Source organism: Hymenobacter psychrotolerans DSM 18569 (assembly GCF_900142395.1).
GTDB classification, from domain to species: Bacteria; Bacteroidota; Bacteroidia; order Cytophagales; family Hymenobacteraceae; genus Hymenobacter; species Hymenobacter psychrotolerans.
Genome location: NZ_FRAS01000015.1, coordinates 13,096 through 35,243 on the forward strand (window position 1 = coordinate 13,096; position 22,148 = coordinate 35,243).

General features: G+C 61.4%; 23 protein-coding genes. 9 read left to right on the forward strand and 14 right to left on the reverse strand.

What is annotated here, in order from left to right:
- Window positions 1-56 precede the first annotated feature (56 nt).
- Window positions 57-491, forward strand: a complete 435-nt coding sequence (locus BUE15_RS21625; protein WP_139252305.1) for a carboxypeptidase-like regulatory domain-containing protein — start codon at window positions 57-59, stop codon at window positions 489-491.
- A 34-nt stretch (window positions 492-525) separates the two neighbouring features.
- On the opposite strand, the gene BUE15_RS13800 is transcribed toward BUE15_RS21625, so the two are convergent.
- Together BUE15_RS13800 and BUE15_RS13805 are read right to left on the reverse strand one after the other, a co-directional pair.
- Window positions 526-2,220 (reverse strand): ArnT family glycosyltransferase, encoded by a 1,695-nt coding sequence (locus BUE15_RS13800; RefSeq protein ID WP_073286129.1) that lies wholly within the window; start codon window positions 2,218-2,220, stop codon window positions 526-528.
- Window positions 2,217-3,242 (reverse strand): GDP-mannose 4,6-dehydratase, encoded by a 1,026-nt coding sequence (locus BUE15_RS13805; RefSeq protein ID WP_073286132.1) that lies wholly within the window; start codon window positions 3,240-3,242, stop codon window positions 2,217-2,219. The genes BUE15_RS13800 and BUE15_RS13805 overlap by 4 nt, the downstream gene beginning before the upstream one ends.
- Window positions 3,243-3,407: 165 nt before the next feature.
- Between BUE15_RS13805 and BUE15_RS13810 the strand changes: the two genes are divergently transcribed.
- The 3 genes from BUE15_RS13810 (at window position 3,408) to BUE15_RS13820 (ending at window position 7,830) form a co-directional block, all read left to right on the forward strand.
- Complete coding sequence (locus BUE15_RS13810) at window positions 3,408-5,084, forward strand: ArnT family glycosyltransferase (protein WP_073286135.1); 1,677 nt, start codon at window positions 3,408-3,410, stop codon at window positions 5,082-5,084.
- A gap of 154 nt (window positions 5,085-5,238) precedes the next feature.
- Entirely contained in the window at window positions 5,239-7,347 is a 2,109-nt protein-coding gene (locus tag BUE15_RS13815; protein ID WP_073286137.1) for a M13 family metallopeptidase, read from the forward strand.
- 120 nt (window positions 7,348-7,467) lie between these two features.
- Entirely contained in the window at window positions 7,468-7,830 is a 363-nt protein-coding gene (locus BUE15_RS13820; RefSeq protein ID WP_073286140.1) for a hypothetical protein, read from the forward strand.
- Window positions 7,831-7,852: 22 nt separating this feature from the next.
- On the opposite strand, the gene BUE15_RS13825 is transcribed toward BUE15_RS13820, so the two are convergent.
- From BUE15_RS13825 to BUE15_RS13835, 3 genes are all read right to left on the reverse strand, one after another.
- Window positions 7,853-8,629: a peptidylprolyl isomerase gene (locus BUE15_RS13825; RefSeq protein ID WP_084549053.1), complete on the reverse strand. Its 777-nt coding sequence runs from the start codon at window positions 8,627-8,629 to the stop codon at window positions 7,853-7,855.
- 116 nt (window positions 8,630-8,745) lie between these two features.
- Window positions 8,746-9,651, reverse strand: a complete 906-nt coding sequence (locus BUE15_RS13830; protein ID WP_073286143.1) for a manganese catalase family protein — start codon at window positions 9,649-9,651, stop codon at window positions 8,746-8,748.
- A gap of 114 nt (window positions 9,652-9,765) precedes the next feature.
- On the reverse strand, window positions 9,766-11,004 hold the full coding sequence (locus tag BUE15_RS13835; protein WP_073286146.1) for a zinc dependent phospholipase C family protein: 1,239 nt from the start codon (window positions 11,002-11,004) through the stop codon (window positions 9,766-9,768).
- Window positions 11,005-11,153: 149 nt separating this feature from the next.
- Between BUE15_RS13835 and BUE15_RS13840 the strand changes: the two genes are divergently transcribed.
- On the forward strand, window positions 11,154-12,188 hold the full coding sequence (locus tag BUE15_RS13840; protein ID WP_073286149.1) for a hypothetical protein: 1,035 nt from the start codon (window positions 11,154-11,156) through the stop codon (window positions 12,186-12,188).
- Between the two features lie 15 nt (window positions 12,189-12,203).
- Here the strand turns inward: BUE15_RS13840 and BUE15_RS13845 are convergent, their stop codons facing one another.
- A complete protein-coding gene (locus BUE15_RS13845; protein WP_073286152.1) occupies window positions 12,204-12,731 on the reverse strand; it encodes a CinA family protein in 528 nt (175 codons plus the stop codon).
- Window positions 12,732-12,943: 212 nt separating this feature from the next.
- On the opposite strand from BUE15_RS13845, the gene BUE15_RS13850 reads away from it, so the two are divergent.
- On the forward strand, window positions 12,944-13,195 hold the full coding sequence (locus BUE15_RS13850; RefSeq protein ID WP_073286155.1) for an acyl-CoA-binding protein: 252 nt from the start codon (window positions 12,944-12,946) through the stop codon (window positions 13,193-13,195).
- Window positions 13,196-13,317: 122 nt separating this feature from the next.
- Here BUE15_RS13850 and BUE15_RS13855 read toward each other — a convergent pair whose 3' ends face one another.
- A complete protein-coding gene (locus BUE15_RS13855) occupies window positions 13,318-13,542 on the reverse strand; it encodes a CDGSH iron-sulfur domain-containing protein (protein ID WP_073286158.1) in 225 nt (74 codons plus the stop codon).
- Window positions 13,543-13,622: 80 nt separating this feature from the next.
- Window positions 13,623-14,150, reverse strand: a complete 528-nt coding sequence (locus BUE15_RS13860) for a GNAT family N-acetyltransferase (RefSeq protein WP_073286383.1) — start codon at window positions 14,148-14,150, stop codon at window positions 13,623-13,625.
- 142 nt (window positions 14,151-14,292) lie between these two features.
- Between BUE15_RS13860 and BUE15_RS13865 the strand changes: the two genes are divergently transcribed.
- Window positions 14,293-14,949, forward strand: coding sequence for a hypothetical protein (locus tag BUE15_RS13865; protein ID WP_139252306.1), 657 nt, complete (start codon window positions 14,293-14,295; stop codon window positions 14,947-14,949).
- Between the two features lie 74 nt (window positions 14,950-15,023).
- Here the strand turns inward: BUE15_RS13865 and BUE15_RS13870 are convergent, their stop codons facing one another.
- Entirely contained in the window at window positions 15,024-15,500 is a 477-nt protein-coding gene (locus BUE15_RS13870) for a hypothetical protein (protein ID WP_139252307.1), read from the reverse strand.
- Between the two features lie 157 nt (window positions 15,501-15,657).
- On the opposite strand from BUE15_RS13870, the gene BUE15_RS13875 reads away from it, so the two are divergent.
- Window positions 15,658-16,281 carry a deoxynucleoside kinase gene (locus BUE15_RS13875; RefSeq protein ID WP_073286165.1) on the forward strand — a complete coding sequence of 208 codons (624 nt, stop codon included), beginning with the start codon at window positions 15,658-15,660 and terminating at the stop codon, window positions 16,279-16,281.
- A gap of 87 nt (window positions 16,282-16,368) precedes the next feature.
- Here the strand turns inward: BUE15_RS13875 and BUE15_RS13880 are convergent, their stop codons facing one another.
- From BUE15_RS13880 to BUE15_RS13890, 3 genes are all read right to left on the reverse strand, one after another.
- On the reverse strand, window positions 16,369-17,034 hold the full coding sequence (locus tag BUE15_RS13880) for a DUF2461 domain-containing protein (protein WP_073286168.1): 666 nt from the start codon (window positions 17,032-17,034) through the stop codon (window positions 16,369-16,371).
- Window positions 17,035-17,270: 236 nt separating this feature from the next.
- Window positions 17,271-18,095 (reverse strand): MOSC domain-containing protein, encoded by an 825-nt coding sequence (locus BUE15_RS13885; protein WP_073286171.1) that lies wholly within the window; start codon window positions 18,093-18,095, stop codon window positions 17,271-17,273.
- A 166-nt stretch (window positions 18,096-18,261) separates the two neighbouring features.
- Window positions 18,262-19,194, reverse strand: a complete 933-nt coding sequence (locus BUE15_RS13890) for a YitT family protein (RefSeq protein ID WP_084549055.1) — start codon at window positions 19,192-19,194, stop codon at window positions 18,262-18,264.
- 140 nt (window positions 19,195-19,334) lie between these two features.
- On the opposite strand from BUE15_RS13890, the gene BUE15_RS13895 reads away from it, so the two are divergent.
- Entirely contained in the window at window positions 19,335-19,691 is a 357-nt protein-coding gene (locus tag BUE15_RS13895) for a DUF805 domain-containing protein (RefSeq protein WP_073286174.1), read from the forward strand.
- A gap of 79 nt (window positions 19,692-19,770) precedes the next feature.
- On the opposite strand, the gene BUE15_RS13900 is transcribed toward BUE15_RS13895, so the two are convergent.
- The gene (locus BUE15_RS13900; protein WP_084549057.1) at window positions 19,771-21,405 is read right to left on the reverse strand and encodes a S8 family peptidase; all 1,635 of its coding nucleotides are present in this window, start codon (window positions 21,403-21,405) and stop codon (window positions 19,771-19,773) included.
- A 109-nt stretch (window positions 21,406-21,514) separates the two neighbouring features.
- Entirely contained in the window at window positions 21,515-21,919 is a 405-nt protein-coding gene (locus tag BUE15_RS13905) for a winged helix-turn-helix domain-containing protein (protein ID WP_073286177.1), read from the reverse strand.
- Window positions 21,920-22,148: the final 229 nt, after the last annotated feature.

Genomic DNA, 22,148 nt, shown 5'->3' on the forward strand with positions numbered 1-22,148 from the left:
ATAAATAGAAATCAAAAAATGACGCTGTTATGAAGAATTTATTTGCCCTTTGCCTTATGCTTCTTTCTTCAGCAAGCAGCAGTTATGCCCAAAGCAAAACAATTAGAGGAAGAGTAATTACTGATGATTTTATGCCTTTGCCGGGAGTTGTAATTAGAATTGATAAGACAGTTGAAATAGGTAAGTCAGATTTAGAAGGTTTTTTCGAAATAAATATTCCTGTTTCTGTGAAAAAAATATCGTTTAGTGCTATCGGAATAGAAGAGGCATACACAGAATTAGCTGATGATTGTGAGGAAGTAGAGCTTGTAATGCTGTCGAGAGGCACTTATTGTTTTAGCTCTGCTAAGAAGATAGATAGACTTAGAATTAGAAAATTTAAGAAAATTCTAGGGGTACATAAAGAAGCATTTGAGAAAGGTATATTCAAAGAAGATAAGGCTTGTTATACACAAATTTTTAAGCCCTTGTATACTAAAGAACGAAAGTGATATTAAAGAGGAATTATAGGCAGGGCTGAGGCTTTTAGCGCGGCTCCACTACCAGCACGCGCCAGTAGCCGGCCTCGCGGGTCCGGTCGATGTAGAAGCTGTCTACGGCCCGCACGCTGACCTGCTCGCGCCACGCCGCGGGCAGCTGGGCTTTTACATCAGAACCGGTGAGCACGGCAATGGGGCCAGCGGGGCGCACCAGCACCGAATCGGGCGTGCGCGGCCAGGAAGGCGCGGCGCGGCCGGCCCGCCATACTTCCTTGATGTGCATTTCTTCGAGCGTGTACCAGGGTAGGCGGGCAATAGCGGGATTGTGGCGGAGCGCCTCGGCCCGGCGTAGTCCCGGGTCGCCCTTGCGGTTAACCCAGGCTGCGTGAGCCGGGAGCAGCACCGCCAGCAGCACGGCCATTGCCGTGAGCGAAATGCCCGCCAGTACCATGGGGCGCGGCGGCTGCCGCAGCAGCCAGATCATGCCCAGTGCCAGCATGCCGAAGATGGCCGCAGTCAGGGCAAACGGCAACGAGCCTGGTCCGAAGCCCGGCAGTTTCACGAGCAGCAGCGCCACGGGCAGCAACGCGAATATCAGCGCCAGCAGGCCGGCCCAGATGCGCAGCAGCCGGTTTTCCGGGTGCGGCGCGGGTTGCTGGCGCAGGGCCGTTTCGAAGTGGCGCAGCAGGCCGGCCATGAGCAATGCCAGCGGTGGCATCAGGGGCAGCATATAGCGCTCCTTCTTCTCCGGAACGACGCTCAGCAGCAGCCAGGCCAGCAGCACCCAGCCCAGCACCGCCAGATACGGCACGAAGCGGCCCGCACGGGGCCGGGCGAAAGGCACCACCAGCGCCAACAGGGCCAGCGGAGTCCAGATGCCCGTGAAGACCGGGAAATTGAGGTAGTCCCAGAAGGGGCGGGCGTGGCGCTCTACCCAGGAAGTAGCTTCCAGCCGGGCAACGGCCAGCGCCGCCGGCGCTACGGTATGCTGCACTGCCAGATACAGCGGCCAGGCCAGCCCTAGCGCCAGCCCGGCCACGGTCATCAGCAGAAGGCCATTGCGGCGGGCGGGTGTAAGCAAGCCCCGGTCCGGGAACAGGCGCGGAATCCCAAACGCCAGCAGAAACGGCAGCAGCATAGCGTACAGCGCCACGGGGCCTTTGCTCAGGATGGAGCCTCCCACCAGCACGCCGGCCAGCAAAAACCACCGCCAGCCGCCAGCCGGAGCATACCAGCCGCGAGCCAGCGCCCAGAGCGCGCCCATCAGAAAGCTGTGCGTGAAAACGTCCCAGTGCCCTTCGCGGCCCACCGTAATAAGCAGCAGGCTACTGGCCAGCACCAGCGCGGCCAGCCATGCCGTGCGGCCGGGAGCCTCGGCATCGGCCGGGAGGTGGCGCGTAAGCTCGCGGGCCAGCCCCCAGAAAAACAGCACCAGCAGCACCGACATGCCCGCCGCCGGCAGCCGCAGCAGCGTCGGGTTGTCGGGTTGGCCGGTGAGGCAGATGACGGAAGCTACGGTCCAGGTAGGCAGGGGCGGTTTGGCCAGCCGCAGCGCCCCGTTCATGGTCGGGATAAGCCAGGAGCCGCCGGCCGCCATTTCGCGGGCCGCCACAAAGTTGCGCGACTCCATCAGGTTGACTTCGGCCGAGCCCAGATGCAGGAAAAACGAGAAAAAGCATACCAGCAGCACACTGGCCAGACGCCAGCGGGCACCCGGCCCGGGAGAGGACGCTTTGGTCATAGAGTAGCGGCAATAGGAGCTACTGCCGGCAGCGCGGCTGCATCGGCAACCACAAGCGGCTTTTCGTTGAGCCAAGCCACAAACTGCCGCAGGCCTTCTGCCAGCGGGGTGCGAGGCTCATAGCCGAGCAGGCGGTTGGCCTTGGTATTATCGGCATAGGTGATGGCCACGTCGCCGGGCTGGTCGGGCAGAAACTCCAGAAACGGCGTGACCCCCACGGCTTCACCTACCGCGGCTATCAGGTCCAGCAGCGGCACGGGCTGGCTGTTGCCCAGATTCACGGTTTCGTAGGTACCGGGGTTGTTCAGCAGGTAATTGAGGCCGCGTACAATGCCTTCCACCGTGTCGGCCACGAACGTGTAGTCGCGGGAGGTGCTGCCGTCGCCGTACACCGGAATCCGCTGCCCATCGCGCAGCAAGCGCGCAAACTTGTGAATAGCCAGATCGGGGCGCTGGCGCGGGCCGTACACCGTGAAGAAGCGCGCGTTGAGCACGCTCATCTGGTAGAGATGGTGATACGTAAAGGTCAGTTCCTCGCCGGCGAGCTTGGTGGCGGCATACGGCGAGATGCAGCGCGCCAGCAGTGGCTCATCTTCCCGAAACGGTGTGGCCGGCGTGTTGCCGTACACGGAAGAGGAAGAAGCAAATAGCAGCGTTTTGATATCGTGCTGCCGCATCCACTCCAGCAGATGCGTAGTGCCGAGCACGTTGTTTTCCATGTAAGCAGCCGGCTCCCGCAGCGAGGGCCCGACGCCGGCTTTGGCCGCCAGATGAATTACCGCGTCGTAGGTAACGGGTGGCAGCGCCGCCGCTATGGCTTCCGGGCCGTGGCGCAGGTCGGCGGGGCAGAAGGTGAAGTGTGAGTGCCGCCGCAACGCCGCCAGGTTTTGCTCCTTCAGTTGGCGGTCGTAGAAAGGGTCAAAGTTGTCGAGGCCGATAACGCGGCAGCCATCGGCCAGCAGCCGCTCGCTCAGGTGGGAACCGATAAAACCGGCGCAGCCGGTAACCAATAGTGTGCGCATACGGAGAGAAAAAAAGGCCACATCCCACCATGAGTGTACGGCCCGCAGACAACATAACGGCCAGCACCTTGTCTGAGTTATAGCAACTGCAGCGGGCAGAAATTCCCTGTCTTTCGTTGGAAAAGCAAGACGCAACGATACCCGGTTTGCTTTATTTTTGTTTTGATGCCGTTGAAATTAGATTCTGATCCTGAGCAGCCAGTTGCCGGCCGCCGCTTGCTGGGGCTGTTTACTGTTGTGCTGGGAGCCGCGTTTTTGCTGGGGCTGGGCAGCTGGGGCGTGCTGGAAAGCAGCGAGGCCCGCTACGCCGAAATAGCGCGCGAAATGCTCGTGAGCCGCGACTGGCTGTATCCGAGGCTGCTGGGCATCGAGCATTTTCATAAGCCCCCGCTCACCTACTGGCTGACGGCCGCCGGCCTGGCGCTGGCCGGCCCCACGGCGCTGGGCGTGCGGCTGCTGCCGGTGCTGGCAGTGCTGGCACAGGTATGGCTGGTGTACGGAATAGGCAAGGTGCTGTTTGCCGGCAACCGCCGCCGTGCCCTCACGGCCGCTGTCCTCTACGGCACGCTCCCCGTCGTCCTGATTTCAGCCCTCAATGTAACCACCGATGCCTACCTGACCACGCTGGAGCTGGCCGCCACTTTCGGACTGCTGCGCTACTACCACACAGGCCGCTGGTGGGGCCTGTATCTGTGCTGGCTGGCGCTGGGACTGGCTTTCCTGACCAAAGGCCCGGTCGGGTTCGTGCTGCCGCTGATGGCTGTGGTTGGGTTTTATTTCCGGCGTGGGCAGGCCCGGCGGCCCTTCAGCGGGCACCACGTGCTGGGGGTGGCGCTGTTTGCCGTAGTTGGCCTGAGCTGGTACGGGTTTCTGATTGCGGAAAACCAAGCCTTTCTGCGTTATTTCCTGGTGGGCCACACTGTAGAGCGGTTTGTCAGCGCCGAGGCTTTCGGACGAGCCAAGCCGTGGTGGTTCTATCTGGTGCTGGCGCCGGCCAGCGGCCTGCCCTGGTCGGTGGTGCTGGCCGGGCGGGCACTCCGCACCGGCTGGAAGGCGCTGCCGCAGCTGTGGCGCAACGTGCTGGTGTTCTGGATACTGGTGCCGCTGCTGTTTTTTTCACTCTCGCAGTCGAAGCTGGTGCTATATGTGTTGCCCATCTTCCCGGGCGTAGCGCTGCTCACGGCCTACCACCTGCACGAAATGCCCGAAACGGCGCGCCGCCGCTGGTACCTGGGCTGCCTGGCGTGTTGGGGGCTGCTGCTGCTGGTACTGGCGGCGCTGCCGTGGCTGGCCGTGCCGCTTCACCTCACGCTCACTCCGATGGCGGCGCTGCTGCCGGCCGGCGGGCTGGTAGTTCTGCTGCTGAGCAGCTGGCAAACCCGGCATCGGCTCCCGGCCACGGCGCGGCTGCTGCTGGCTGCTACCCTCTTTACGGCTACGCTGCTGCTGGCCGCCAAGCCCCTGTTGCGGCAAAATGAGCTGGCACTGAACGGCGTAAGGCCAGTGCTGGAGCTGATGCAGCGCGAAGGCCTGGCCGACCGGCCGGTGCTGGTGTACAATGAACTATTGTCGTCGATGGCTTTCGGGCAGGGGCGCCTGCCGGTGTCGCTGTATGCCGGCAATACCTATCTGCTGCGCGAAACGCAGTTTGAGCCCACCGCGGCCTGGCACCGCACTTGGCTCAACTCGTTTGCCTTCACGCCCCATACGCTCGATTCGCTGCGGCAGCAGCGGCCGGTGTTGCTGGTGAAAGGGGAGGTGAATGCCGGGCAGGAATGGCTTATTCAGCCGTTTTCGCACCAGCTGGAAGTGGGGCCGTGGCGCCTCTACTACGACTGGTAGGCCCCGGTGCAACGGCCAGGGAGCATCGGCGTCTTTTTTCGGCGGCGCCGCACTGCTGCGGCCCGGCGCGGGCGGGCGGGCGGGCGCTCCGGTTTTGCCAAATCCGCTTACCTTGCTTTCCCCAACCCGCATTTTCACCAATCCAACTCCCCCTATGAAAAACCGCAACAGCCTGACGCTGGCCGCAGTGGCTGCCACAGGTCTGGCGCTGGCCGGCTGTGCCGCCAGCAGCACGCCTACCGCTTCCACTACTCCTGCCGCCACCACTTCCGCTACTCCCGCCGAAGAACCGGTAGTGCCCGGCGTTGGGCTGAACATTGCCAACCGCAACCTGTCGGTTTCGCCCTGCGACAACTTCAACGAGTACGCGTCCGGCAACTGGTACAAAAATAACCCCGTTCCGGCTTCTGAAGTCCGCTGGGGCGCTTTCAACGAGCTGGCCGACAAGAACAACGCCGTGATGCGGCAGATTCTGGAAGAAGCCGCGGCCAACACATCGGCCGCCAAAGGCACCAACGCCCAGAAAGTAGGCGACTTCTACGCTACGGCCATGGACACGATGGCCATCGAGAAAGCCGGCCTGAAATTCCTGAAGCCCGAGCTGGACCGTATTGCCGCCATCAAAGACCTGAAAGGGCTGCAGGCCGAAATCATGCGGCAGCAGATGGAAGGCACCGGCGCCTTCTTCAGCAGCGGCGTAGGCCAGGACGAGAAGAAAAGCACCGAGTACGCGTTTTACCTGAGCCAGGGCGGCCTGGGCCTGCCCGACCGGGACTACTACCTCAAGGACGACGCCCGCTCCAAAGCCATCCGCAACGCCTACACGACCTACCTCGTGAATACGTTTAAGATGCTCGGCGACAACGAGGCTGCCGCCGCCAAAAACGCGGCTACCGTGGTGCGCCTGGAAACGCGCCTGGCCAAAGCCAGCAAGAGCCGCGTAGACCTGCGCGACCCATACGCCAACTACAACAAAATGACGCTGGCGGAGCTCAACAAGCAGTATCCGAACCTGGCGCTGCCCACCGCCCTGAAAGAAATGAAGCTGCCCGCCAAAGAGGTGATTGTAGGGCAGCCAGCCTTCTTCAAGGAAGAAAATGCCATGCTCAAGAGCGAGCCGCTGGCTGACCTGAAAACCTACCTGCGCTGGCATAAGGTAACGTCGCTGACGGCGGCGCTGCCCAAGTCCTACGGCGACGAGGCCTTCCGCTTCACGCAGGCCCTGACCGGTGCCAAGCAGCAGCAGCCCCGCTGGAAGCGCATGAACCGCGCCACCGACGGCGCACTCGGCGAAGCTTTCGGCCAGCTCTACGTAGACAAGGCCTTCACGCCCGAGACCAAAGCCAAGGCCCTGGCTATGGTAGCCAACATCAAGGAGGCTATGGGCGAGCATATTCAGCAGCTGGACTGGATGAGCGCCGCCACCAAGGCCGAAGCCATGAAGAAGCTGAATGCCTTCACCGTGAAAATCGGCTACCCCGACAAGTGGAAGGACTATTCGGCCATGAGCATCTCGCGCGAGTCGTACCTGAAGAACGTGCTGGCAGCCCGCCGCTGGGCTTCGATGGATAACCTGAGCAAGTTCGGCAAGCCGATTGACCGTCAAGAGTGGGGAATGACGCCGCCCACTGTGAATGCCTACTACAACCCGCCGATGAACGAAATTGTATTCCCGGCCGGTATCATGCAGCCGCCGTTCTTCGACCCCAAAGCCGACGACGCGGTAAACTACGGCGGAATGGGCGCCGTTATCGGCCACGAAATCACGCACGGTTTCGACGACCAGGGCCGCCAGTACGATGCCGAAGGCAACCTGCGCGACTGGTGGACCAAGGAAGATGCTCAGAAGTTTGATGCCCGCGCCGAAATGGTGGGCAAGCAGTACTCGGCCTTCTCGCCGCTGGACTCGGTGTATGTGAACGGCAAGCTGACCATGGGCGAAAACCTCGCCGACCTCGGCGGCCTCAACATTGCCTACACTGCCCTGCACAAGGAGCTGAAGAAGCAGTATCCGGATGGCAAGTACCCCAAATACGACGGCCTCACGCCCGACCAGCGCTTCTTCCTGAGCTGGGCGCAGGTGTGGCGCACCAACGCCCGCCCCGAGTACCTGCGCCAGCAGGTGATGACCGACCCGCACTCCCCAGCCGAGTTCCGGACCAACGGCCCGCTGCAGAACATGCCGCAGTTCTACGAAGCCTTCGGCTGCAAAGAGGACGCCAAGATGGTACGGGTGCAGACCGAGCGCGCCAAAATCTGGTAAGCCCGCTGCGCTGCATCAGCCACAACAGAAAGGGGAGCCGCACCGCGCGGCTCCCCTTTCTGCTTTCGGTGCAGTCCGGCGAAGCTGCGTGGGCGCGGGGCCGGTGCCGTATCTTGCGCCATGCAAAAGATTTTCCGCCTGCTGGCTTTGGCGCCATTGCTGGCCGCCTGTTTCGATTCCAAGTCAGTGGAAGAGCAGATTGCCGACCCTGAAGTGGGGGATGTGTACGTGGTGCAGTTTCAGCCTGCGGGCACGGCCGCTACGCGCTATTTCTTCTACCACCTCTACCGCGTAGCTCCCGACAGCGTGTACCTGCACCCGGCCCGCACCGACTCGCCCACGCCTGACGCCGACCTGCGCCAGCTGTCTTTCGAGCCTACACCGACCACCATTGCCTATACCCGCGCCGAGCTGCGGGAGCTACTGCAGCAGCAGCCCGGCGACGCCACGAAGAGCCAGCTGATTCGGGTGCGGCGGCCGTAGCGCACAGCTTGTTCATGTTGCGTCAGGGCAGGATTTCTACCTTGATGCTGACGTCGGCCAAAGGCCATTTGTAGGCATCGACGGGCTCGTTGCCGATGCGCTCAATGACGTCGAGGCCGTCGGTTACTTCCCCAAAAACCGTGTATTTGCCGTCCAGGGAGGGCACGCCGCCTACGGTAGCATACACGCGCTGCTGCGCTGCCGTGAGCGGGCGGCCGGCCATGGCTTTGCTTTGGTCCGCCGACAGCTTCTCGCCCAGCACAAAGTAGAAGTCGGTGCTGGAGGACAGCTGGCCGGGGTTCTGCTCGTCGTCGTAGCGGGCCATGCCCAGGGCCCCGCGCCGGTGCAAATGGTGCGGCTTGATTTCGGGCGGCAGCCGGTAGCGGTTCATCCGGATGGTACGGTGGTCGGAGGCGCCGCCCTGCACCGCAAAGCCCTTTACCACGCGGTTAAACACCGTTTCATCGAACACGCCCCGGCGGGCCAGCAGCAGGAAGTTGGCTTTGTGGATGGGTGTGTCGTCGTAGAGCTTCACGGTGATGTCGCCGAGGCGGGTGTGCAGCACCACGCCCGAAGCCGGGTACTGGCGGCCGTAGGGCAGCAGCAACTCAGCCGCATTGCTGTCGGCGAGGGCCAGCAGAGCGGGGCCGGGCACCGGCTTCTCCGCCGACGCCACCGGCGCGGCGGTTTCTTCCACGGGCTGCTGGCGGTTGCAGGCTGCCAGCGTCCAGGCGGCAGTCAGGGTCATCGTCCGGAACAGAGTGCGCAGCGGTGGCGCAGCAGAAGAAGTAGGCAGCATAGCGGGAGGAACTATACACGAAAAACGAAGGCGGTGGCCCGACTCGCACAGAGCCGGACCACCGCCCAAAGGTAGCAGCTACCGCAAAAAAGACCGGTAGCTTCGGTATTAGTTGTTCACAGTTTGATACCCAGCTTTTTGGCAATGTCCTTGAACATTTCGGGGTCGTAGTCGTCGGCGCCGGGCGAGTTTAGTTGGGGCTCTTCTTCGAGCACCGGGTAAGGCACACCCTCAAACCCGCCCTGAATTACTTCCAGCGGCTGGCCATCTTCGGGGTGCGTGCCGTTCCAGATGATGCCCGCCTGTTTGTAGTCGTCGGGGCTGAAGGTGTAGAGCTTGAGGTGCAGTTTCTGCTGGTCCTGCAGCTTCTTGGCTTCGGGGAAGGCGTCGTTGCTCAGGTCGGGCACCGGCACCAGCTTCGATACTTCCACGCCCGTCAGCAGTTCCAGCGCTTTGGCATACGCCACCACGTGCAGGCCGCCCCGTACCAGCAGGTAGCCCACCATGGTGCGGGCACACGGGTCCGATACCATTTCATAGACCCGCATCTTGTTGGCGCGGGCGCCGCATTCCATAAAGAAGTTGTGCAGCAGGTCCAGCTTGAGGTTGCCGCTGTTGTGCACGTACTGGCCGGTCCAGGGGTTGCCCATCGAGTCGTAGGGAAGGGCGGCCTGGGCGCTGCTGAGGAAATGGTAGCTGTTGCGGGCATCCTTGGCATCGGCCAGCGGCGCCGGCACCGGGTCTTTGCCGCGCACGGTCTGGCCGGTCAGCAGCAGATTGATGGCGTAGCTGACGGCCTCAATGTGGCTGTACTCTTCCGCCGCGATACTACACGTCAGATCATAGAATGGCCGCAGCCGGTCGCGCCCCCGGAAGTTGAACGACTGAAACGTGTAGTTCATCAGGGTCGACATCTCCCCGTATTTGCCGCCTAGCAGCTCCTGAATGGCAGCAGCATCGTTGGGCGAAGGATTTTTGGGCTTGGGCAGCTCTACAGCTAGCCGGTCGTATCGCAAAATCATCGTACAGGGGGTTATGTGAAAAGAATACGGCACCGGTGCGCGGTGCGCAACAGGTGCCGTATTCTTAACGGCAGTGGCTAACTAGCCGGCTGTACAACATTTTAGGTCGAGCTTCTACCAGCCGGAACCCGCCGGCGCGCCCCAGCCGTCATCTTTCTTGGCGGGCTGCTTCTTTTTAGGGGCTTCCTTCTCCTTTGCTTTCGTGCTGCCGGCTTCGGTTTTGACTTTGGCCTTCACTTTTTCCGGCGCCTTGGGGTTGCTGGCCGGCGCGGCGGGAGCAGGCGCGGGTTCGGCTGGCGAGGTGGTTTCGAGCACCGGCGGGGCCATGTCGGTGGCGGCATTTATCTGGTCGGCCTGCACGGTAGCGGCCTGCTTCTGCATGGCCAGGAGCAACTGCTGCTCCGCCAGGCCATTCTTCTTCCAGATTTTCAGCTGATTGTCCAACGAGTCCTTCTCGATTTTGCCGGGCTTCTTGGTCATCAGTTCGTTGAGGTTGGGGCTGCCGCCGTCCTTCCAGGCCGTCATCCACAACGACGAGATGAACGTGGGCGCCTGTTTCATGCGGAAGGCTACCATGCCGCCCACTTCCTTGTGGTAGGCGTCGGCAAAGGCATCGGAGTAGAAGCGGCGGGTCTTGCCGTACTTATGCGAGAAGTTGTACTTGGTTTCGGGCGTAAACTGGCGTGTTACTTTTTCCTCGCGGTCATAGGTTTCGCCCAGAAAGCCATACGACTCCTGCAGCACCTTCCAGATGTCGGCGAGCGGGTCTTTCACGTATTTGGCAGGCTCGGCGTCCAGCTTATACTCGGCAATGTGGCGCTCCGGCAGCTTGCCTTCCCACAGCGCGTGCAGGCCGGTCTGGTTCGTGAGCTGGCCATCGTAGTTTTCGGTGGTGTGCAGCGGCACGTAGGCATCGGCCACGTAGTGGCAGAGCTCCGCCGACAGCCGGATAATAGCCAGGGTGTCGCGCTGCTTGAAGGCTTCCGTGAGGTTGTCTTTCACCTCCATAATGGTCCAGGGCACGGTACCGTACTTGCGCAGGGTGTCGGCCGTGTACTTGGCCTCCGCTTTGTCCCAGGCCTTAGGCATGGCCCCGAACGGGTTATCGCCGAAGTGGTCCATGTCGATGTAGTGCTTGCTGGCTTCCTTGGGCGACACGTCGCGCCGCTCGTCGGGCACGGAAGAAAGGCGCACCAGGTCCTGCATGTGGCGGAAGTAGAAACCCTGCATGGCCGCCGGCAGCGTATACACCGAAATCTGGGCAATGGTACGGTGCGCGAAAATGCCCCAGCCCGGCGACGTTATGGGCACCAGCAGCGCCAGGCACAGCAAGAAGAGGAAATGTTTTTTCATAGCAAGAGCAAGCTCGTATAGTGGCCTCCGCGAAGTTAGCGGATTGCCGGATTGCCCAACTAAAGCCAGCCCGTATTCGCTCTGAATCTGCGTATAAGCACAGTGGGCCGCCCCAAAACACAATACCTTGCCTGCCTTAGCCGCTTCCCATGACGCTCATCACCAGCAAGAAGACAACCTACGCCATTCAGCCGCCGCTGCGCACCTACCTGCAGCAGTACGACCGGGAAACCACGCTGCCCGTCACCTACCAGGACCTGACGCGCATGAGCGGCGCCTACCCGCTGGCCGACCGCCAGGGCCGTGACACCATGTGGGAAACTGTGTTTTACGAGCCGCAGGCCCTGCGCGAGCTGAGCGACGGACTGGCTCAGGTGTACGCCATTCTGAAAACCGACGGCGACCTGTCGTTTATGGAGCACCTGCTCGCCGACCGGGTAGACTACTGCCGCTTCGGCAATTCCAACCCGTTTCGGGTGCGCATCGTCAATCAGCTCAACGACAACTACGACTATTTCTACGTGAAAAAGGCGGATGCCTCGCGGGTGTATGGCTTGGAGCTGGAGCATCTGCTTTCCCCCAACAGCCTCAATTATCTGGTATCGGGCGAAACGCTGATTGAGGAGCACATTGTAGGCATTCCGGGCGACGACTTCATCCGGGACCGGCTGAAGGGGCCGCATCTGAACCAGGTGCGCATTGCCAAGGAGTTCGTCAAGTTTAATGAGCGGTGCTTTGCCCGTCTGCTCGGCGATATGCGGGCCTACAACTACGTCATCGACGTGACGCCCGACTTCGAGGACGAGCAGTACCGGGTGCGGGCCATCGACTTCGACCAGCAGAGCTACGAAGGCAAGAAAACCATGTATCTGCCCCAGTATTTCAAGGACAACCGCGCCGTGGTGATGCTGTGCAGCCAGCTGCTCAAGGACGAAACCATCCGGCAGTATCAGGCCGAGGAGCGCACCCTGATGGCGCGCCGGGCGCGCTCGGAGCGCTACCGCCTCAAAGACCTCATCGACTGTATGCGCCGTGACACCATTTCGCCACCGGAGAAAGTGGAGCTACTCAAGGCGCAGCTTGGCCTGCACCACCAGACTGAACAGTTTAACCGCTGCCGCTCCATGGGCGACGTGGTGCGCCTCAACCTGAAGCTGATGCTGGCCCGGCCCCGCCCGGAATAGGAGAGGGGCAGCCTGCTATTCCGCTTTCGCCGCTACGGCCTCGCCGGCGTGCTGCTCGGTGTAGGTGTCCAGCAGCTCGCTCAGGTGCTGCAGAATAAAATCAACGGCCAGGAGTTTCACTTTGTCACAGTCGCCTTCAAACTCCTGGCGCAGCTCGTGGGCGCGGTTCTGGTGCAAAATTGTGAAGTACATCGTGCCCACCGGCTTCTCCTCCGATTCTGAGGCCCCGGCTGCGCACAGCCCGGTTACGGCCACGCACACATCGGCGGTGGGCAGGTGCTTGTGCAGGCCCATTACCATTTCGTTGGTCACCTGCTGGCTTTCGGCGGTGTATAGAGCCAGCGTATCCTTTTTCACGCCCAGCAGGCGGTTTTTCGCAATCGGGTGGTACGTCACGACCGAGCCAAGCAGCACCTCACTGCTACCGTCGCCTTTCGCAAACTCGGAGGCCAGCAGCCCGGCCGTGCAGCTTTCCGCCAAAGCCAGGGTAAGCTTGTATTGCAGGAATTTCTTGACGAGTTTGTTGAGGTCAGCTGGTTTCATAGCAGGAGGGAGAACAGAGTGCTACGTCTACGGTGCGAGCCCGCCCAAATGTTATAGCTCAGGTTGCGAAAAGTGCCCGCCAAGCCGCTACAGCGCAGAAGCTGACTAACAAAAATGCTGCTTGCAGCATAAAATTCCGCGTGCTTCCGTACCTTACCGGCGGCCGGCCACGGCCGTTTTGTGTTCTCTCACCAACCTTCTACTTCCCACTTATGGCCACTCCCGAAGAATTTGAAGCCGCCGCCGCTCGCAGCAAAGAGCTGCCCGGCAAGCCCTCCAACACGGTCCTGCTGCAGCTGTATTCGCTCTACAAGCAGGCCAGCGAAGGCGACGTAACCGGCGACCGGCCCGGCGGATTCGATTTCAAAGCCATTGCCAAATACGATGCCTGGGCCGGCCTGCGGGGCAAATCGCAGGACGAGGCCCGCCAGGAGTACGTGGACCTGGTGAACTCGCTGTTCTAGCCTGCCGCCTTCCGCTCCTTATGTCTGCTTTTCAGCCAGAGCGGCCGGCATAACACGCAAACCGGCCCTGCTTACCATGTGGTAGGCAGGGCCGGCTTGTGTACCTGGAATAGGCGCGGCACCTATACCTTGGGAGCCGGCAGATCGAAGGCTTTGGCGTCGTGCTCGAAGTGGCCTTTGTGCGAGCCGTCGCAGAAGGGCTTGTTAGCGGAAAGGCCGCAGCGGCAGATGCTGATTCGCTCCCGGCCAGCGAGGCCGTAGGGCTGGCCCTGGGCGTCTACGAGTTCGAAATCGGGACCTTCCACGCGGAGGGAGCCATTGCTTAGTACGGTGATTTTAGTGGCCATAAGAAAAGAAGATGTAGCCGCGAAACAGACGCGGCCGGATGAAAGATGCAGGTGTTGTGGCTGAAAACGACTCCGGCAGACTACTGGCGCTCCGGCAGGTCCTTGCGCAGGACGTAGTCGTTCATCCAGTACGGGCCGATGGCAATATCCTCCTCGCGGTGCAGCTGGAAGCCTTCGTGCTCGTAGAACGCCAGCGCCGGATTATGCCGGTTTACGTTCAGTTCCAGCCGATGGCCACCCGCCTGCCGCACTGCCTGCTCTACGGCGCGCAGCAGTAGCTGCCCAAAGCCGCGCCCCTGGTGCGAAGGCAGGATGTAGATTTTGTTGAGGTGATAAGTGCCCGCCTCTTCTTTGGCCGAGTAGGAGGCGAAACCGCCGGCCTGCTCCTCGTCGTCGAAGAGGAGCAGAAACTGATGGCCCTGCTCGGTAATCTGGCGCTGCAGCGAAGCCGGCGTGTAAATCACGCGGTACATGTAGTCAATCTGCTCCTTCGAGATGATGAACCGGTAGGTAGGCTCCCAGGTCGCTTCGGCCAGCGAAATGATGATTGGAATATCGGGTAAGGAGGCGGGCCGGATGGTAGCAGAAGCAGCGGAAGCAGGTGACATAGGCTGCAAAAACGGCATTATTTGCCTGAAATCCGAACCCAAACCCGGCGCTTCCTCGTTTTTGGGCCAGAAATTGCCTGCTCCGGCATACCGGGCCGGCGCCGCGTGGCGTTGTGCCTTCATTGCCTCCTTTCCCAGACCTATGAAATCATTCCCGCTTTTTTTGGCCGCCAGCTTGTTCTCTGTTTCGGCTGCCGTGGCGCAGCAAAGCCCCTCAACTACCACTTCGCGCCCTTCTACCAGCAGCACTGCCACCGCCGTGGAGCGTGACTTGCGCATTTTTGCCGATTGGGTGAGTGAGAAAGTCAGCAAGACTGCCGACGAAATTGCCCGCGAAACGCCCCGCGTAACGGAAGAATTCAACCGGCAGAGCAAGCGCATCGACAAAGCAGTGGACAGCCTGACAGTGGAAGGCAAGCGCGAATACTCCATCCAGAAGAAACGCTACGGCGACTGGTCGGCCCGGCGCGACAGCCTGGACCGGGCGGCCCGCCAACCCCAGACCGCCCAACAGGCGCAGGACCGGCTGCTGGGCGAGAAAGTGGTGCTCAACCAGGCCCGTGCCACCGAGCTGCCCGACCTGTACGCCCGCTTCATTGAAACCACCCGCGCCCAGCGCCGCCAATGGTCTTCCGCCGACTGGAGCAATGCCTCGGCCGTGCTGGGCCGCCTGAACGCCCGCTACGAGCAGGTGCGCGAGCAGTTGCCGCTCGAAGAGCGGGTCCGGATCCGGTCCTGGCAGGGCGAGTTCCGGACCCTGGAAAAAGCCCGCGACGTGAAAGGCGTGATGGCCGAATAACCGGCGGCTAGTATTCGTATCAAAGAAAAAGCCGGCTTTGCGCATAGCAGAGCCGGCTTTTTTGTGAATGTAAGCTACGCTTGCCGGCGCAGCCACGTAAGGGCCGTGTCCAGGTCATAGAACAGCTGAATGGACAGCTGCCGGCTGACGCGGGCCGCAAAATCGAGGGCAGAAGGCTGGTTGAGCATATCGGGGGCAAATACGTAGGCAAACGCCCGCAGGCCATGCCGGAGCGTGAGCGGCAGCCACTCAACCTCCAGCCAGTCCATGCTTTCAGTCCAGTCGCCGGTGGCCACGCTTTTGTCGTTGAGCAGCAAAGCCGGCTGCAGTTGCTGCTGCGCTACCAGCGCCGCCCGCGCCCCTGCCACCACCGATTCGGCCGTAAGATTGCCAAACCATTGCGCATAGAGCAGGCTTTCGGCAGTGTAGTATAACAGGCGCAGCAGGGGCGCGCCGTGCTCATCGCGCAGCAAACCCAGGTGCTCTGCTCTTGGTGGCGGCGTATACCCCGGTTCGGGCTCGGGAGAGAGAATGGAAGCGGGAACGGACATGTTGCGGACAGCACAGAGCCAGGGTGAAATATTGCAACGTCATAATATAAAAAAGGGTGCCGGTGTTCACCACAGATTTGGCGGCCGCTTCGGGCGGGTTATGTACTTTTGTGGTTCGGGCCAGACCACGGCGGCGGCCGCGCTTTTATTCTGACTTATGCACATTGCCATCGTCGGCAACATTGGGGCCGGCAAAACCACGCTGGCCAACAAGCTGGCTCATCATTTCAACTGGGAAGTGTTTCTGGAAGATGTGGACCACAACCCGTATCTGAAGGATTTCTATGACGATATGCCCCGCTGGGCGTTTCATCTGCAGGTGTATTTCCTCAACAGCCGCTTCCGCCAGACCCAGCACATCAAGAAGCTGCAGGAAGCCAGCAAAGGCGTAATTCAGGACCGCACTATCTACGAGGACGCCCACATCTTTGCGGCCAACCTGCACCAGTCGCGCCTGATGACGGAGCGCGACTACCAGAACTATATGGGCCTGTTCGAATCCATGATCAGCATGGTAGACCCGCCGGATCTGCTGCTGTACCTGCGCGCCGACCTGCCCAAACTGGTGCAGCAGATTGAGCGCCGCAACCGCGACTACGAAAACAACATCAAGATAGAATACCTGCGCCACCTCAACGAGCACTACGAGGAGTGGATTTCCGGCTATAAGCACGGCAAGCTGCTCATCGTGGATGTAAACAACCTCGATTACGTGAGCAACCCCGAAGATCTGAGCGTTGTGATTGAGCGCATCAACAGCACCCTGTTTGGGCTGTTTTAGCCACGCAGTCGTTCTTAAAAAGCCAGGCCCTCTGTACCGCGCGTAGTACAGAGGGCCTGGCTTTTCAGGCAAGGTGGTTGATGTTGACTATTTCACGGCTTCGTTCAGGAAATGCACGAAAGGCTGCGCCGCCCGCCAGGCTGTAAGCACGCGCCTCGCAAAGTCGGGGCGGAGCACTTCCGCGTCGGAGAAAGGCTGCCACACGAAAAAGCGTTTCAGCCGCAGCCATTCGATGTCCGGGTCGTGGCGGTTGTAGCCTTTGGGGGCGGTTTTGAGGGCGTCGCTGCGGTCGAGGCTGGCCGGAAAGTGCTGCAGGAAGTCCGGTGCTTCGCGCACGGCGTGGAAGGCGGGCGCATTGTAGTGGATTTCCTGCCGAATGCGGGCCAGTTGCTGCGGCTCGGGTTCCCAGCGTCCGGCTCCCACATACGACTCGCCGCCCGGCTCCAGCGCCACAAAGTAGCCCGCCCACGGACTCAGGCGCCCGCCTTGTTTCAGCCCGGCGCTCATGTGGCGCTTATAGGTTTCGGGGTCGCGCTGCGAACGGTCGTTTTTGTGCAACCGGTACATTACATCGGCCGGAGTAAGGCCGCGCAGGCCGGGTTCCATGTCCTGCAGCTCCTTGAGCATCTGGCTGATGAAGGCCGTAAACTCGGCGCGGGCCCGTTGGTAGTCAGCACGGTGCTCATCCATCCAGGCTTTGTGGTTGTGGGCAGCCAGCTGTCGAAGAAATTCCAGTATAAACGCTCGGTCCATAGCGGTAAAAGATGACGAAAAGGAAAGCCGGGGCGCCACAGCGGCCCGGCCACGCCTTTCTACGCAACAAAGCCCCCGGAAGCCGCTGGCCGGCTTTCTTCGGGGGGCTTTGCTGCTTTCCGCAGCCGTGACCAGCACCAAGGCTTGGGAAAAGCTGCTGCTACCGGCTTCCTGTTTCGTCAGGCCTTGGCCGGCTGCTTCCTGATAAAACCTGGGAAGCAAAGCGGCTGCTTGCTCTATCGGGTACTCTGTACCAGCACCGGGTCGCCGGTGCGGAGCAGGCCGCGGCCGGGGCCGGTTACGTTCTGCCCGAACATGACCTTGCTGCCCTGGCTGCGGTAGGTGGCCAGGGTGCGCAGCGGCTCGCCAGTGGCGTTTTTTTCTGCTGTGCGCTGGTCTACGGTGGTCATGACGCAGCGCCCGCAAGCCCGCACGGCCCGGAACGGCAATTCGCCTACCTGAAAATGCTCCCAGGTATCTTCCGCAAACGCCTCGCCGCCGCTGAACACTAGGTTAGGGCGGAAGCGGTCCATCAGGACAGGCTCCGCAAGGCGGCCATTAAGTTCATCCAGGGAGCTTTGCCCAATAAGCAGGAACGGGTAGCCGTCGGCGAAGCTCACCAACTGGCCCTCGGGGTTTAGCTCCGGCTCTACGTCGCGGCGCACCATATCCGACATGTACACCAGCTTGCAGGCGCGACCCAACGCCTCGCTCAGCCATTCGTCGGCGGTGCGGGCTCCACGCCAGGCAAACACCATGTCGTCCCAGATAGTCACGAACAGGGTGCGTTCGGGCGTGGCTTCAAACGGAATGTAGAGCGGCAGCAGATCGGGGCGCTGGGCATGCGTGAGCAGGAACCCGTTGTGGGCCGGCGCCACGCGGAGCAGCGCCATTTCCGGAATCTGCCGTTGGGTCATGAAGCGGTTTTGCTCGTCTACCAGCAGCCAGCGCCGGTCGTGGCGCAAGCCGCGCGGCTCTATTTCGGCGTGTGCTACCCGGATGCCGCCCAGCGACTTGACAGGGTAGATGTACAGGTCTTGCAGCAGGAGAGGAGAGGCCATGCAGCGAAGGTACGCGGTACGTCCCGGACGAAGAAACCAGTATTGACACCTGCATAAAAGTCAGTTACTTGCGGCTGTCAGCGTAGGACTAAACTATCTGGCCTTCCACTGGTACGTTTTCTGGGCGGCATAGCGCATATGCCGCCCACTTTTACGCGTTGCTGCTTTAGTGCAGGGGGCGTTTCTTAATCATGCCGCCTTTGGTGTCTTTCACGCTGTGCATCACCATGAAGGCCTGCACGTCAATGTGTTCTACCTCGGCTTTGAGGCGGGAAAGCTCCAGTCGCGTAATCACCGTGAAGACGATATCCACTGCGTTGGGCTGGTCGCCGTGGGTGCCGAAGCCGCCTTTGCCGTTGTAGACGGTCGCCCCGCGGCCCAGCTTCTCGGTAATCATGCGGCGAACTGCATCGGAGCGGCCCGAAACGATGGTCACCCCGATATACTCCTCAATGCCATCAATAATGAAGTCGATGGTTTTGGCGGCCGACAGGTAGGCCAGGATGGAATACAGCGCAGTTTCGACCGACAGAATCCAGGCCGCCACGGCGAAGATGCAGATGTTGAAGAGCAGGATAATGTCGCCGACTGTGAGGCTGGTTTTCTTGCTCAGGTACACGGCCAGAATTTCGGTGCCATCGAGCACCCCGCCGCCCCGCATAGCCAACCCGATGCCGGCGCCCAGGAAAAAGCCTCCAAAAACGGAAATCAGCAGCTTATCCTGCGTCAGATTGGGAAACGTGACCAGTAGCAGGGCAATGGCCAGCCCAATAATGGCGGCCAACGACTTAAACGCCAGCACCCGGTCCATCTGGAAATACGCCATGATGATGAACGGGATGTTGATGACCACAATCAGCACCGATAGGGGCCAGTCGGTGAGCTGGCGCACCAGCAGCGAGATGCCCGTAACGCCGCCGTCGATGAAGTCATTGGGCAGCAAAAAGGCCTTCAGGCCGAAGGCCGCCGAGAAAACGCCGGCCAGCAGCAGCAGGCCGCTGGAGATGTTGTGGCGCAGCCAGTGGGCCTTGGAGCGCTGTTCGGGCGACACGGAAAGCGGCCGGTTGGCGGGAAGCTGGTCTAGCGGGAAGTCCGACATAAGGCAAAGGAAAGCAGTGAGGAGGCATGCGCTGGCACCCCCGAAACGAGCGTGAGCGGTGCAGACTGGCCCGGATTTTGGAAACCGCCGTCTGCGGTAGCCGCCGGCTGCCTGCAGTAGATACGTTAGCCCGCAGGAATATGAGACAATTTGCGCTTTTTCAAGGTAGAATAAATCGTGTCGACTTAGTGGTGCGCCTGTTGCTGTGCTTTTCGCCGCTGCTGCCGGCCTACTATCTGCCGGCCCCGCCCCACAACTGGCTGCATGTGCTGCTGGCCGGGCTGGTGCTGGCCGTGTGCACGGCCCTGGCCGCGGCGGTGGCCGTGCGCCGCCTCCACGACCTGTACCTGAGTGGCTGGTATGCGCTGGCGCTGCTGGTTCCGGTCATCAATCTGCCCGCGTATGTGCTGCTGGTGCTGCTGCCCGGCACGCCGGCCGCCAACCCCTGGGGGCCGGTGCCGGGTACGGAGCCCCGCCTGGCACGAACCGGCCGCTAGCCCCGGCCTGGCCTGCTAAACGCAGAAAGCCGTTGCCCCACGTACGGAGCAACGGCTTTCTGCTGTTCTGTGCCTACGGCTACTTTGCAGCTTCGGCGCTGGCCATCTGCACGGCGCGGTACAGGTTCACGAGGCCCCCGGTATTGGAAAGCTCCGCGAAATCCACTTCTTTCTGGGTGCCGGGCTTCAGCACTTTGGTATGGTACACGTCTACTGAGGCCAGAATGAGGCGCTTCAGGTCGGTGGCGCTAAGGCTGGGGAAGTACGATTTCAGGACGGCGGCCATGCCGGCTACCACCGGCGAGGCCATGCTGGTGCCGCTTTTGTTGCCGTACTGCTGGCCGGGCAGCGTCGAGTAAATCTGGTGGCCGGGCGCAAACACGTCCACGTTCTTCTTGCCATAGTTCGAGAAGTCGGCCACCATGTTCCGGTCGTTGGTGCGGGCGGCCGCGCCTACCGTAATCAGGTTCGGGATGCGCTGGCCGCTCAGGTACAGCGGCGATGGGTACTGCACCTGCACGTCGATGTCCTGGCTTTCGTTGCCGGCCGAGTGCACCAGCAGCACGCCCTTGGAGGCCGCATACTTCATGGCCTCTTCCACGGCTTCGCGCTGCGGCGAGTAGTATTTGCCGAAGCTCATGTTGATGATGCTGGCCCCGTTATCCACGGCGTAGCGAATGGCGTTGGCAATGTCCTTGTCCCGCTCGTCGCCGTTGGGCACGGCCCGAATGGCCATCAGGCGCACGTTGTCGGCAATGCCCAAAATACCTTGGTTGTTGGTGCGGTCGGCCCCGATGATGCCGGCCACGTGCGTGCCGTGCGAGGGGTCGGGGCCGTGGTTGTCGCGGTTGCCGTAGCGGCGGTCCTTGGTGTCCTCGGGATTGTCGCCGATGATGCTGGCCCGCGGATTGAAGGCCGGATTCAGGCTGAAATCGAGCAGGCTTTTGCTTTGGTCGAGGCCCTCTTTCATGTCGGCCAGCACCGACTCCATGTCGGCGTAGCCGGCTTCGCGCAGGTTGCCGTAGAGGCCCAGCGCGGCGCGGTACAGGTTGGGGTCAGCCGGCGACACGCGGCGCAGGCTGGCCGTATCCAGCCGCGGCAGGTTCAGGGCCAGCTTCAGGTTGTCGGCACCCTCTTTGTTGAGCAGGTAGGCCTTGCCCAGCGACTCGGCCCGCTCGGTGTTTTCGGCTACTTTATCGGCCTGGGTCTTTTTCACCTTCTGATACAGGTCGTACTCGGCGCGCTTGGCGGCGGGCACGGCGGTGCGGGCTTTGCCCTCATACAGCGGCTTGAGGCGGGCTATGAGGCGCGTGTCTTCGTAGGTTTCCACATCTACGTTGCGGCCATCGGCCCCGCCCAGGAAGTTCCAGCCGTGCACATCGTCGGCGTAGCCGTTCTGGTCGTCGTCGAGGCCGTTGCCGGCTACTTCCTTCGGGTTGGTCCAGAGCAGGCGTTTCAGGTCGGCGTGCGCGGTATCAATGCCCGCATCAATGATGGCCACCACCACCGGGGCCGACGGGCGGTTGCGCAGCAGCTCGTCGTAGGTTTTGCGTACGCTCACGCCCATCACGCCATCGGCTTTGGGGTCGAGCAGGTACCATTGCTGGGCTGGTACGGCCGGCAGTGCCGGAGCGGCATTCTGGGCCGCGCCCACTACAGGCAGCAGCAGGGCCAGCGCCGAAAGACGCAGCCAGGAGGAAACAGGAAACGACATCAGGAAATAACAGGCGAAAGATAAAACGGCCTATACGCAGGCATGGCCCCTCTGGCCACCACGCGGCAAACTCCAGTTGCACAGACACGGTTCCATCGGGCAGGACGCATCAGGCGGCCGGGCCGGTTTCGCCGGTGAGCAGCGGCAGCAGCCAGTCCTGGCCGGCGCGGGTGATGCGGAAATGCCGGTGGCGGCCCGTTTTGGGGTAGTCCAGCAGGCCGGCGGCCACCAGTTTCTGCAGCGCCTGCACGGCCGTGGGGCGGGCTACGCCGATGGCATCGGCCAGCTGCACGCCGGTTTGCTGCTCGTGGGGTAGCAGTGCCAGCAACAGCTGCACGGTAGTATGGCGGCGGTTGCGCAGGCGCACGCCTACGTCGCGCAGCAGGGCGTGGTCTAGCCGCTCCTCAATGGCGGCCCGGTCCTGGCGGGGCGGTACGTAGGGTGGCGGCTCGTCGCGGGTCGCTACGCGGCGCGCGAAGTCAGCAACCAGCGGGTCGGGGAGTTGATCCGGCATATAGTACAGGTGATAGGGTAGGTAGTGGGAGTAATGCGGGAAGAAGTGAAGCTAATGCTACTCATTGCTTGACCGATGCTATACTTTGATGCTTCGAAACGAGTAGTTGTGCGCTGTATCTGTGCTATTGTATCAGTAATATAGGTAGTTGAGCGTTTAATACCGAATGTTGTTGGATAAATACTGCCTATAGTAGAAGTGATACGATAGGTTGTGTGAGAAATAGGGA

Excerpts from the sequence above, each read along its gene's own strand:
- BUE15_RS13885 (WP_073286171.1), bottom strand. The coding sequence starts at position 18,095 with ATGGCCTCTCCTCTCCTGCTGCAAGACCTGTACATCTACCCTGTCAAG.
- BUE15_RS13830 (WP_073286143.1), bottom strand. The coding sequence starts at position 9,651 with ATGATTTTGCGATACGACCGGCTAGCTGTAGAGCTGCCCAAGCCCAAA.
- BUE15_RS13880 (WP_073286168.1), bottom strand. The coding sequence starts at position 17,034 with ATGGACCGAGCGTTTATACTGGAATTTCTTCGACAGCTGGCTGCCCAC.
- BUE15_RS13840 (WP_073286149.1), top strand. The coding sequence starts at position 11,154 with ATGACGCTCATCACCAGCAAGAAGACAACCTACGCCATTCAGCCGCCG.
- BUE15_RS13825 (WP_084549053.1), bottom strand. The coding sequence starts at position 8,629 with ATGCTGCCTACTTCTTCTGCTGCGCCACCGCTGCGCACTCTGTTCCGG.
- BUE15_RS13860 (WP_073286383.1), bottom strand. The coding sequence starts at position 14,150 with ATGTCACCTGCTTCCGCTGCTTCTGCTACCATCCGGCCCGCCTCCTTA.
- BUE15_RS13870 (WP_139252307.1), bottom strand. The coding sequence starts at position 15,500 with ATGTCCGTTCCCGCTTCCATTCTCTCTCCCGAGCCCGAACCGGGGTAT.
- BUE15_RS13850 (WP_073286155.1), top strand. The coding sequence starts at position 12,944 with ATGGCCACTCCCGAAGAATTTGAAGCCGCCGCCGCTCGCAGCAAAGAG.
- BUE15_RS13805 (WP_073286132.1), bottom strand. The coding sequence starts at position 3,242 with ATGCGCACACTATTGGTTACCGGCTGCGCCGGTTTTATCGGTTCCCAC.
- BUE15_RS13905 (WP_073286177.1), bottom strand. The coding sequence starts at position 21,919 with ATGCCGGATCAACTCCCCGACCCGCTGGTTGCTGACTTCGCGCGCCGC.
- BUE15_RS13845 (WP_073286152.1), bottom strand. The coding sequence starts at position 12,731 with ATGAAACCAGCTGACCTCAACAAACTCGTCAAGAAATTCCTGCAATAC.
- BUE15_RS13800 (WP_073286129.1), bottom strand. The coding sequence starts at position 2,220 with ATGACCAAAGCGTCCTCTCCCGGGCCGGGTGCCCGCTGGCGTCTGGCC.
- BUE15_RS13900 (WP_084549057.1), bottom strand. The coding sequence starts at position 21,405 with ATGTCGTTTCCTGTTTCCTCCTGGCTGCGTCTTTCGGCGCTGGCCCTG.
- BUE15_RS21625 (WP_139252305.1), top strand. The coding sequence starts at position 57 with ATGCTTCTTTCTTCAGCAAGCAGCAGTTATGCCCAAAGCAAAACAATT.
- BUE15_RS13855 (WP_073286158.1), bottom strand. The coding sequence starts at position 13,542 with ATGGCCACTAAAATCACCGTACTAAGCAATGGCTCCCTCCGCGTGGAA.
- BUE15_RS13810 (WP_073286135.1), top strand. The coding sequence starts at position 3,408 with ATGCCGTTGAAATTAGATTCTGATCCTGAGCAGCCAGTTGCCGGCCGC.
- BUE15_RS13815 (WP_073286137.1), top strand. The coding sequence starts at position 5,239 with ATGAAAAACCGCAACAGCCTGACGCTGGCCGCAGTGGCTGCCACAGGT.
- BUE15_RS13820 (WP_073286140.1), top strand. The coding sequence starts at position 7,468 with ATGCAAAAGATTTTCCGCCTGCTGGCTTTGGCGCCATTGCTGGCCGCC.
- BUE15_RS13865 (WP_139252306.1), top strand. The coding sequence starts at position 14,293 with ATGAAATCATTCCCGCTTTTTTTGGCCGCCAGCTTGTTCTCTGTTTCG.
- BUE15_RS13895 (WP_073286174.1), top strand. The coding sequence starts at position 19,335 with ATGAGACAATTTGCGCTTTTTCAAGGTAGAATAAATCGTGTCGACTTA.
- BUE15_RS13890 (WP_084549055.1), bottom strand. The coding sequence starts at position 19,194 with ATGTCGGACTTCCCGCTAGACCAGCTTCCCGCCAACCGGCCGCTTTCC.
- BUE15_RS13875 (WP_073286165.1), top strand. The coding sequence starts at position 15,658 with ATGCACATTGCCATCGTCGGCAACATTGGGGCCGGCAAAACCACGCTG.
- BUE15_RS13835 (WP_073286146.1), bottom strand. The coding sequence starts at position 11,004 with ATGAAAAAACATTTCCTCTTCTTGCTGTGCCTGGCGCTGCTGGTGCCC.